Source organism: Pseudomonas sp. GXM4 (assembly GCF_008923895.1).
Classification (GTDB): domain Bacteria; phylum Pseudomonadota; class Gammaproteobacteria; order Pseudomonadales; family Pseudomonadaceae; genus Aquipseudomonas; species Aquipseudomonas atacamensis.
Map to the genome: position 1 here is coordinate 1 of NZ_WBRZ01000209.1, position 9,454 is coordinate 9,454.

8 protein-coding genes are annotated in these 9,454 nt (G+C 60.3%); 4 read left to right on the forward strand and 4 right to left on the reverse strand.

What is annotated here, in order from left to right:
* Window positions 1-33: 33 nt before the first annotated feature.
* Window positions 34-474, reverse strand: coding sequence for a peptidoglycan-binding protein LysM (gene lysM / locus F8N49_RS21020; protein ID WP_071174080.1), 441 nt, complete (start codon window positions 472-474; stop codon window positions 34-36).
* 138 nt (window positions 475-612) lie between these two features.
* Here lysM and F8N49_RS21025 point away from each other — a divergent pair, with 138 nt between their 5' ends.
* The 4 genes from F8N49_RS21025 to F8N49_RS21040 all read left to right on the forward strand — a co-directional run bounded on the left by F8N49_RS21025 (window position 613) and on the right by F8N49_RS21040 (window position 5,537).
* On the forward strand, window positions 613-1,500 hold the full coding sequence (locus tag F8N49_RS21025; RefSeq protein WP_122508424.1) for a LysR family transcriptional regulator: 888 nt from the start codon (window positions 613-615) through the stop codon (window positions 1,498-1,500).
* Between the two features lie 92 nt (window positions 1,501-1,592).
* Window positions 1,593-2,432: a formate dehydrogenase accessory sulfurtransferase FdhD gene (fdhD, locus tag F8N49_RS21030; RefSeq protein WP_071174078.1), complete on the forward strand. Its 840-nt coding sequence runs from the start codon at window positions 1,593-1,595 to the stop codon at window positions 2,430-2,432.
* Window positions 2,429-4,777 carry an FdhF/YdeP family oxidoreductase gene (locus F8N49_RS21035; RefSeq protein WP_122508423.1) on the forward strand — a complete coding sequence of 783 codons (2,349 nt, stop codon included), beginning with the start codon at window positions 2,429-2,431 and terminating at the stop codon, window positions 4,775-4,777. Before fdhD ends, F8N49_RS21035 begins: the two co-directional genes overlap by 4 nt.
* A 274-nt stretch (window positions 4,778-5,051) precedes the next feature.
* Entirely contained in the window at window positions 5,052-5,537 is a 486-nt protein-coding gene (locus tag F8N49_RS21040; protein WP_016772172.1) for a glycine zipper domain-containing protein, read from the forward strand.
* A gap of 55 nt (window positions 5,538-5,592) precedes the next feature.
* Here F8N49_RS21040 and F8N49_RS21045 read toward each other — a convergent pair whose 3' ends face one another.
* The 3 genes from F8N49_RS21045 to F8N49_RS21055 form a co-directional block, all read right to left on the reverse strand.
* Complete coding sequence (locus tag F8N49_RS21045; RefSeq protein WP_151552400.1) at window positions 5,593-6,012, reverse strand: thioesterase family protein; 420 nt, start codon at window positions 6,010-6,012, stop codon at window positions 5,593-5,595.
* 102 nt (window positions 6,013-6,114) lie between these two features.
* Complete coding sequence (locus F8N49_RS21050; RefSeq protein ID WP_151552402.1) at window positions 6,115-7,341, reverse strand: 3-hydroxyacyl-CoA dehydrogenase; 1,227 nt, start codon at window positions 7,339-7,341, stop codon at window positions 6,115-6,117.
* A gap of 124 nt (window positions 7,342-7,465) precedes the next feature.
* The gene (locus F8N49_RS21055; protein ID WP_122747929.1) at window positions 7,466-9,400 is read right to left on the reverse strand and encodes an ATP-dependent DNA helicase RecQ; all 1,935 of its coding nucleotides are present in this window, start codon (window positions 9,398-9,400) and stop codon (window positions 7,466-7,468) included.
* Window positions 9,401-9,454 lie beyond the last annotated feature (54 nt).

The window sequence follows — 9,454 nt, forward strand, 5'->3', positions numbered from 1 at the left end:
GCAGCCTTCGGCAGCTCCTACATGGGCATCGCGTTATTTTGGAATGCGCAGCTTTTGCCCCGGATAAATCTTGTTCACATCCTTGAGCATCGGTTTGTTGGCTTCGAAAATCTTCTCGTACTGGTTGGCATTGCCATAGACTCGCAGGGAGATCGCACTGAGCGTGTCACCTGCCTTGACCTCGACAAACTCGGCAGCCACGACGACCGGTCCGGTCACAGTGATCTGATCATCCACGCTGCCTACTCCGGCAATGTTGCCCACCGCGAGCAGAATCTTTTCCTTCTCTTCCTGGCTCGCCACCTCACCGGTGACAGTTACCTTGTCGCCATCCACGGTCGCCTGCACGTTGGGATTGCCCAGCCCGACCTTGCTGATATGTTCCTTCAACTGCTCGCTGGCATTGGCGTTTCCGGGAGTCAACAGATCAAGCAGTTTCTCACCGGCTTCTTTGACAAAACTCAAAAGGCTCATCGCATTCACTCCATGTAATAAAGGGTCAGTCGTCCAAGCCTAGACCACCCCAGCCAAACCCGGTTCCGGTCCGACCAATGACGCTGCCGCGCCGCAGGCGGTAGAATCGCCACACCCCGCCAACCGCCCGGAGCGAAGATGGACATCAAGCAACTGAAATTCCTCATCGCCCTCGACGAAACCCGCCATTTCGGCCAGGCCGCCGCGCGCTGCCACATCACCCAGCCGACCCTGTCGATGCGCTTGCGCAGCCTCGAAGAAGAACTTGATCTGCCATTGGTCAACCGTGGCCAGCGCTTCGAAGGTTTCACCGCGCCGGGCGAGCGCGTGCTGGCTTGGGCGCGCACGGTGCTGGCGGCTTACGACGGCTTGCAGGCAGAAGCGGCGGCCTGTCGCGGCAACCTGATCGGTACGTTGCGCCTGGGGGTGGTGCCGCTGTCGAGCTTCGATCCCTTGCCGCTGATGCAACGTCTGCACGCGGCGCACCCGGACTTGCGCTTCGAACTGTCGTCGCTGAGCTCCGAGCAGGTGCTCGAACACTTGGCGAACAACCGCATCGACATAGGCGTTTCGTATCTGGAACGTCTGGACAGCGAGCGCTTCGATTCGCTGGCCTTCAACGAGACGCGCATGGGCTTGCTCTATGACGAGCGCTCGTTCAGTTTCGGCGAAGCACCCCTGAGCTGGGAATCGCTGATCGAATTGCCGCTGTGCATGCTCACCAGCGGCATGCACTTTCGCCAGTCCATCGACCACAACTTCCACAGCCGCGGCCTGACCCCGCAGCCGCTGCTGCAAACCGACGCCGTGCATCAACTGCTGCAAGCAGTCCACGGCGGTTTTTGCTGCGCAATCATGCCCCTCGACGGCGGCGCGGAAACCCTTGCTGATCACCTGCGCCTGCAACCGATCGAGAACGCCCACACCCTCGCCCCGCTGGGGCTGATCATGCGCCGTGGCGCTCCGCGTTCAGCGCTGGCAGAAGCCTGTTTCGCGCTTTATCAGAAATCGCCAAAAGACGCTTGATCGACGGCATCTATCGGTAGATCGGTAATAGCGATTAGACGCGACAACTTGCCGCGCCTAGTCTTGACCTAGATCAAACCGTCGGTGATGCCATGAACGCCAAGCGCCCAGCCTGCGCGGCGCCAGCAATTGAAACGCCCGCGCCTGCCGCCAGCCAGACCTACAGCTACAGCGATCTACCCTTTGAGGCATCGGCCAGCACCGCGCTGGCCGAGGAAGTCGCGTTGGCGATCGCCTACAACGGCATCAGCCAGGCGGTGATGCTGGTGACCCCGACCGATCTGGAAGACTTCATTGTCGGCTTCAGCCTCGGCAGCGGCATCATCGAAGACGCCAGCGATATCTACGATCTGCAACTGACAGGCGCAGGCTCGGCGCAATACGCGCAAGTGACCATCGCCAATCGCGCATTCTGGAACCTCAAACAGCAGCGTCGGCAGTTGGCCGGCACCAGCGGCTGCGGACTGTGCGGCGTCGAAGCGGTCGAACAGGCGCTGCCTGAGCTCAAAGTGTTGCCGGGCGCAGCCTTGCCACCGATCGAATGGCTCGACGGTTTGCGCCAGCGCATCGGCGCCTTCCAGCCGCTCGGCCAGCATTGCGGCGCGGTGCATGCTGCGGTGTTCATGAATGCCAGCGGTGAATTGCTGCTCGGTCGTGAAGACATCGGCCGCCATAACGCCCTCGACAAGCTGATCGGCGGACTGATACGCCAGAAGATTTCCACCGAAGGCGGCCTGGCGATCGTCACCAGCCGTTGCAGCCTCGAATTGATCCAGAAAGTCCTGCGTGCCGGGATCCAGACCCTGGTCAGCCTGTCGGCACCCACCGGCCTCGCCGTGCAATGGGCCCGGCGCCACAACCTCAATCTCATCCACCTGCCGCAGAAAAGTGCGCCGCGGGTGTACAGCCCCGCGATGGAGAATCAAGCGTGAGCCAACATCATCAAGCCGACCAGAAACCTGTCCCGCGCTATAAGCCTTACAAAGGTGCCGCCGGCGGCTGGGGCGCCCTGATCAGTGTGGCCCAGGCGTGGCTGACCAGCGACAACGCCCTGAAAAACCTGCGCATGATGCTCAAGACCAACCAGAATGGCGGCTTCGACTGCCCAGGTTGCGCCTGGGGTGATTCGCCGGAAAGCGGCATGGTCAAGTTCTGCGAGAACGGCGCCAAAGCGGTGAACTGGGAAGCGACCAAGCGTCGCGTCGATGCCAAATTCTTCGCCAAGCACAGCGTCACTTCGCTGCTGGAGCAGAGCGATTACTGGCTGGAATATCAGGGCCGCCTGACCGAGCCGATGGTCTACGACGCCGAGTCCGATCGCTACAAGCCGATCAGTTGGGAAGATGCCTTCGCTCTGATCGGCAAGCACCTGCGCAATCTGCCGAGCCCGGATCAGGCAGAGTTCTACACCTCGGGGCGCGCCAGCAACGAAGCCGCGTATCTGTATCAACTGTTCGTGCGGGCTTACGGCACCAACAATTTCCCTGACTGTTCGAACATGTGCCACGAGGCCAGCGGCGTGGCGTTGGCGCAGAGTGTCGGTGTCGGCAAAGGCACGGTAACCTTCGACGACTTCGAACACGCCGACGCGATTTTCGTCTGGGGCCAGAACCCTGGCACCAACCATCCGCGCATGCTCGAACCGTTGCGTGAAGCGGTGAAACGCGGCGCCCAAGTGGTGTGCATCAATCCGCTGAAAGAGCGCGGTCTGGAGCGTTTCCAGCATCCACAGCACCCGATCGAAATGCTCACCAACGGCGACAAGCCGACCAACACCGCGTATTTCCGCCCGGCACTCGGCGGCGACATGGCGGTGCTGCGCGGCATGGCCAAGTTCCTTCTGCAATGGGAACGCGATGCGCAGAAGGCAGGCGAGCCGGCGGTGTTCGACCATGATTTCCTCAATGCCCACAGCGCTAACGTGCTGGAGTACCTCGCCACTGTCGATGACACCTCGTGGGAGCAGATCGTCGAGCAATCGGGGCTGACCCTGGTCGAGATCGAGCAAGCTGCGCGCATGTACGCCAAAGGCAAGAACGTGATCATGTGCTGGGCCATGGGCATCACCCAGCACCGTCATTCGGTGCCGACCATTCAGGAAATCGCCAACCTGATGCTGCTGCGCGGCAATATCGGCAAACCTGGCGCCGGTCTGTGCCCGGTGCGTGGTCACAGCAACGTGCAGGGCGACCGCACCATGGGCATCAACGAGCGTCCACCGGTGGCGTTCCTCGACTCGCTGGAGCGTCGCTTCCAGTTCAAGGTGCCGCGCCACAATGGCCACAACGTGGTCGAGGCGATTCATGCGATGGCCGAAGGTCGCGCCAAGGTGTTTATCGGCTTGGGCGGCAACTTTGCCCAGGCCACGCCGGACAGCTCGCGCACTTTCGAAGCGCTGCGCAACTGCGACCTGACCGTGCAGATCAGCACCAAGCTCAACCGCAGCCACCTCGCTCACGGCAAAGACGCGTTGATCCTGCCGTGCCTGGGCCGTACCGACATCGACATCCAGACCGAAGGCCCGCAAGCGGTGACCGTGGAAGACTCGTTCAGCATGGTCCACGCGTCCAACGGCCAGTTGCAGCCGCTGTCGAACCAGATGCGCTCGGAGCCGTCGATCATCGCCGGCATCGCTGCCGCCACTCTCGGCAGCCAACCGGTGGACTGGAACTGGCTGGTAGCCGATTACAGGCGCATTCGCGAACTGATCGCCGACACCATCCCGAGTTTCAAAGACTTCAACGACAAGATCAAAAACCCGGGCGGCTTCTATCTGGGCAACTCGGCTGGCGCCCGCAAGTGGAACACGCCATCGGGCCGTGCCAATTTCCGCGCCAACCAGTTGCCGAAAGATCTGGTTCACGAACGCACCCGCGCCACCGGGCAGGTGCCGGATCTGATCCTGCAATCGATGCGTTCCCACGATCAGTACAACACGACGATCTATGGTCTCGACGACCGCTACCGTGGCGTGAAGGGCCAGCGCGACGTGCTGTTCGCCAATGAGGCCGACATCATTCGTCTGGGCTTCCGTCCAGGGCAGAAGGCCGACATCGTGTCGATCTGGGACGACGGTCGCGAGCGTCGGGTGAAAGGTTTTACATTGTTGGCGTTCGATATTCCTGCGGGGCAGGCGGCGGCGTACTATCCAGAGGTCAATCCGCTGGTGCCGCTGGAAAGTACGGGGGATGGCAGCCACACGCCAACGTCGAAGTTCATTGCGATCCGGCTGGAAGCGGCGAGTGAGACTGGGTTGATCATGGCTAAATCCGCTTAACCGCGGAGCCAGATCCGGCCTGCTCGCGAAAGCGATCGACCTGTCAACAGATCTGCCGTGGCGAAGATTTTCGACCGCCCACAAAAAAGGCCGTTTTTGCATGAAAACGGCCTGTCCGAAGTAGCTAAAGACCGGCGAAAATCGGTTAAGTTCCGGTGAAAAAACAGTAACTTGCAATATTGTATACAAGTCGTGTTATTCGTCGGATTTTGATTGTCACGCCCATTGCAGAGCTTCAGGATCGGCGCCGTCATCCCTTTGAGGCTCATCCTCTATGAAGTTCTCCTCGATTCTCTTGTTGTCCCTTGGCCTGGTCAGTGGCTTCGCTTCTGCCGGAGGCACCACCGAAGCAGGTGTGGGCGGCGCATTGGGCGGGGTTCTTGGCTCGGTCGTCGGTCAATCGTTAGGCGGCAATACAGGTTCCACCATCGGCGCAGCCCTGGGCGGCGCGGGTGGTAGTGCGGTCGGCGCCGACAAGCGCAGCCGTGGCGAAGCGGCCATCGGTGGTGCACTGGGTGCAGCCGGCGGTAACGTTGTCGGCCGCAGCCTTGGCGGCACCACCGGCAGCCTGATCGGCTCTGCCGCAGGTGGCGGCGCGGGCGGCGCGCTGGGTAACTACATGGGCAACAAGAGCGACGACGATGATCGTCGCTACGACCGTGGCCATGATGACCGTCGCTACTACCGCGACCGTGGTCATCCAGGTCGCGGCCATGCCTACGGCCACCGCAAGCATCACAAGTACTATCGCCACCACTAGGGCGAAGGCTTGAACGAAAATCGCAGCCCTTGGGGCTGCGATTTTTTTTGCACGTCTAAACCACCAGCCGCTCCAGCGGCCCACGCAAACCTGCCGGAATCGGCACCGGCTGATTGCTCGCCCGATCGACAAACACATGCACGAACCGCCCCGCCGCACACGCCTCGCTTTCGCCAACCTTGAACACAGCCAGTTCGTATTGCACCGAACTGTTGCCCAGCTTGCCGACCCGCAGTCCGATCTCGATCAGATCGGGGAAAGCGATCGAGGCAAAGTAATCGCAGGCGGAACTGACCACGAATCCCACCACTTCGCCGTCATGAATATCCAGGCCACCGACCTGAATCAGATAAGTGTTCACCGCCGTGTCGAAGAAGCTGTAGTAGGTAACGTTGTTGACGTGACCGTAGGCGTCGTTGTCGTGCCAGCGTGTGGTGATGGGCTGGAAGTGGGGGTAGTCGCAGCGTTGATTCATTCAGGGTTCTCGCATTTTCTTACTTGAATTTGATCATGATGACGAACACTTTACCTGTGGGAGCGAGCCTGCTCGCGAAGGCGTCAGCACAGCCGACCGGCGTCAACGATCAGCAAACCCCTTCCCCTGCGCCGCCAGTTCGCCAATCAACCGCGCCGGCGTCCACTGATCGCCCTGGCGTGTCTCCAGCGTCAGCAAGCGCTGATGGATATCCGCCAGCCCCTGCTGATCCGCCCAGGCCATCGGCCCGCCCTTCTCCGCTGGAAAACCATAGCCGTTCAAGTACACCAGATCGATGTCATGGGCCGAGCCGGCGATGCCTTCCTGCAGAATCTTCGCGCCTTCGTTGACCAGCGCCAGCAAACAGCGCTCAAGGATTTCTTCAGGACCGATGTCGCGACGCTGGAAACCCAGGTCTTCGCTGACCCGCAGCACCAGTGCATCCACTTCGGGATCATGCTCGGCCTGGCGACTGCCCGGCTCATAGTGGTAGTAGCCGTTGCCGGACTTCTGCCCGAACCGGCCCATCTCACACAGGCTGTTATCCACCTGAACCTCGGGCGCATCCTGCCCCTTGCCAGCTAGCTGCCGAGCACGCCATTCCAGATCGATGCCGACCACGTCGTACATGCGAAACGGCCCCATGGCGAAGCCGAAACCTTGCAGCGCGGCATCCACCTGCTGTGGATAAGCACCTTCGAGGAGCATCTTGCGCGCTTCCAGTACATACGGATGCAGCATGCGGTTGCCGATAAAACCGTGGCAGTTGCCAGACACCACGCTGACCTTGCCCATGCGCTTGCCGAGTGCCAGCGCGGCCTCCAGCGCCCCTGGCGAGGTCTGCGCACCGCGCACGATTTCCAGCAGTTTCATGATGTGCGCCGGGCTGAAGAAGTGCAGACCCAGCACCTGTGCCGGGCGCCGGGTTGCAGCCGCAATGGCGTCGATGTCCAGTGCCGAGGTGTTGCTCGCCAGCAGCGCCTCAGGCTTGAGCAGGCCATCCAGCTCGCGAAAAATCTTCTGCTTCAGTTCGAGGTTCTCGTACACCGCTTCGATCACCAGATCGACGTTGCGGATCGCCGCGTAATCCGCCGCTGCAGATACCCGAGCCATTCGCGCATCCGCCTCGGCCAGATCAATGCGGCCCTGGCGCACGTTGTGTGCATAAGTTTGCGCGACCGTCGTCAGCGCCTGCTCAAGCATCTGTGGATTGTTATCCACCCATTGCACGTTCACGCCAGCATTGGCCAGGCACATGACGATGCCACGGCCCATGGTGCCCGCGCCGATCACGGCAGCCTGCTGAATCTCGAAGCTTGTCTGGCTCATGTTGTTCTCTTATGGGTGGCCCAAAGACAGATTCCAACCTTAGTCAGGCCACGACGCTTTTTGAAGTTTATTAGCGTGATGATCGACATTCAGCGGATGGATGCAGCGCCCACAGATTCTCTGCTTAATCGAGCGAGTGACTGTCCGCCCACTCGCGGACCTTTGCGTAGGGATACTCTTCCAACGCAGCAAAACCCGGTATCGCCCGCGCCTTGAGTTTGGTGAACAACGGCACGCTGATTCCGCACAGGAACCGTGTCAGGCGTTCGGCCGTCGGAAGGCTGCCTGTGTGCTGCTCATGCCTGTGGATAAATTCACCACACAGCTGCGCGAAGTTTTTATCCACAAGCGGCGGCAATGGCGGCGGCTCCGGCAACCGCGCGATCTGGCCGTGACATACCGAACAATGCCCGCAATGTTCAGGGGCATTTTGGTCACCGAAATACTCGGCCAGGCGATAACCCAGGCAGCGTTCGGTGGCGAACACCTCAAGCATGGCGTGAATCCGCGCCACCTCAGTCCGTTCATGGCGAGTGAAATACTCGTGGAGCTCAGCGCTCAGGGCATCGCTGTCAAAATCACTTTGCAGCAGGCTGTAAACCTCGGTCATTTGCTTGCTTTCAAGCTCGACCCAGCCTTTTTCCTGGAAGTAATCAAGCGCTGTCACTACGCGATTGCGCTCGGCGGAATACTGCGAATACATCGCCTCGAAATCTACTGTGGCCCAGGTGCGTGCTCGCGTGGACGTTCTGATGATCGCCGCAACGAAATCCCTGCGCTCGCCTTCGAAGCGCTGGAGCAATGCTTCAGGCTCAAGCAGATATTTGAAGCGGTATTCAGCGTAATAAGCGTAGCGCGGCGCGATCAGGCCCCGCAGTTCCAGCTGCACCAGCAAAGTCTTCAACGGCAAAGAGCGAATGTTGCTCTGATCCGCCAATGGCCCAAGCAGAAACTCCCATTGCCCTTCCGGGACCGAGGCTTTGAGTTCATCGAGCACATAACGAATGCCATCACGCTCGGGCGTATCACCGTAGACGAAGTTTTCCAGCACATTGAGGCTGTCGCGATTCGCCAGTACCAGGCAATCCGAAGGCTGTCCGTCACGCCCGGCGCGGCCGATTTCCTGGCTGTAGTTTTCGATGGATTTGGGCAGATCGAAATGCACGACGTTACGGATGTCGCTCTTGTCGATGCCCATGCCGAAGGCAATGGTGGCGACAATGCAATTGGACTGCCCGGCCATGAAGCGGCGTTGAATGTCTTCACGCTGATCGTGGGGCAAACCCGCGTGGTATGCCTCGGCCTGGATTCCGTTGCGTTGAAGATGCTCGGCGATATGCTCGGCGGTCTTCTGCAACGTCACGTAGACAATGCTCGGTTGCCCGGGACGCTCGCTCATCCATTCGACCAGACGCCGGCGCTTGTCCTGACCGCGTACAGGCTCGACCAGCAGGTTGAGGTTGGGCCGATAGAAACCGGTGGTCACTACATCGTCCGGAGATATGGCGAATTTGGCCTGCATGTCGGCGATGACTTTTGGGGTCGCCGTGGCGGTGAGCAGCAAGGCCTGCGGGATGTTGAACTGACGTTGGTAGTCCGGCAATTTCAGGTAGTCCGGCCGAAAGTTGTGGCCCCATTCGGAAATGCAGTGCGCCTCGTCGACTACCAGCAACGAGATCGGCACCTGCTGCAGAAAATTGCGGAAGCGCTCATTTTTCAGGCGTTCGACGGAGATCATCAGAATCTTCAATTCCCCCGAACGCGCACGGGCCATGACGTCGTTGGCATCCTCGCGGCTCTGCGCCGAATCGATACTGCCTGCGGAGATACCGTGGCGCTTGAGAAACGCCAGTTGATCCTGCATCAACGCCAGCAACGGCGAAACCACCAATGTCAGGTGTGGCAGTAAAAGCGCAGGCAGCTGATAGCAAAGCGATTTGCCGGAGCCGGTGGGAAAGATTGCCGCCGCGGAGCGCCCCGCCAGCACCGCGCTGACAGCGGCCTCCTGACCGGGGCGAAACTGTGGATAACCAAAAACCTGTTCCAGGGTGTGGTGCATTTACTGTCACTCCTTTGACTGCTGCCATGCCCAAAGCCTAGCGGGCGATTGCAG

What these genes read in the sequence shown, in the direction of transcription:
- F8N49_RS21025 (WP_122508424.1), top strand. Translation starts at nt 613, where the DNA reads ATGGACATCAAGCAACTGAAATTCCTCATCGCCCTCGACGAAACCCGC.
- F8N49_RS21055 (WP_122747929.1), bottom strand. Translation starts at nt 9,400, where the DNA reads ATGCACCACACCCTGGAACAGGTTTTTGGTTATCCACAGTTTCGCCCC.
- fdhD (WP_071174078.1), top strand. Translation starts at nt 1,593, where the DNA reads ATGAACGCCAAGCGCCCAGCCTGCGCGGCGCCAGCAATTGAAACGCCC.
- F8N49_RS21050 (WP_151552402.1), bottom strand. Translation starts at nt 7,341, where the DNA reads ATGAGCCAGACAAGCTTCGAGATTCAGCAGGCTGCCGTGATCGGCGCG.
- lysM (WP_071174080.1), bottom strand. Translation starts at nt 474, where the DNA reads ATGAGCCTTTTGAGTTTTGTCAAAGAAGCCGGTGAGAAACTGCTTGAT.
- F8N49_RS21040 (WP_016772172.1), top strand. Translation starts at nt 5,052, where the DNA reads ATGAAGTTCTCCTCGATTCTCTTGTTGTCCCTTGGCCTGGTCAGTGGC.
- F8N49_RS21045 (WP_151552400.1), bottom strand. Translation starts at nt 6,012, where the DNA reads ATGAATCAACGCTGCGACTACCCCCACTTCCAGCCCATCACCACACGC.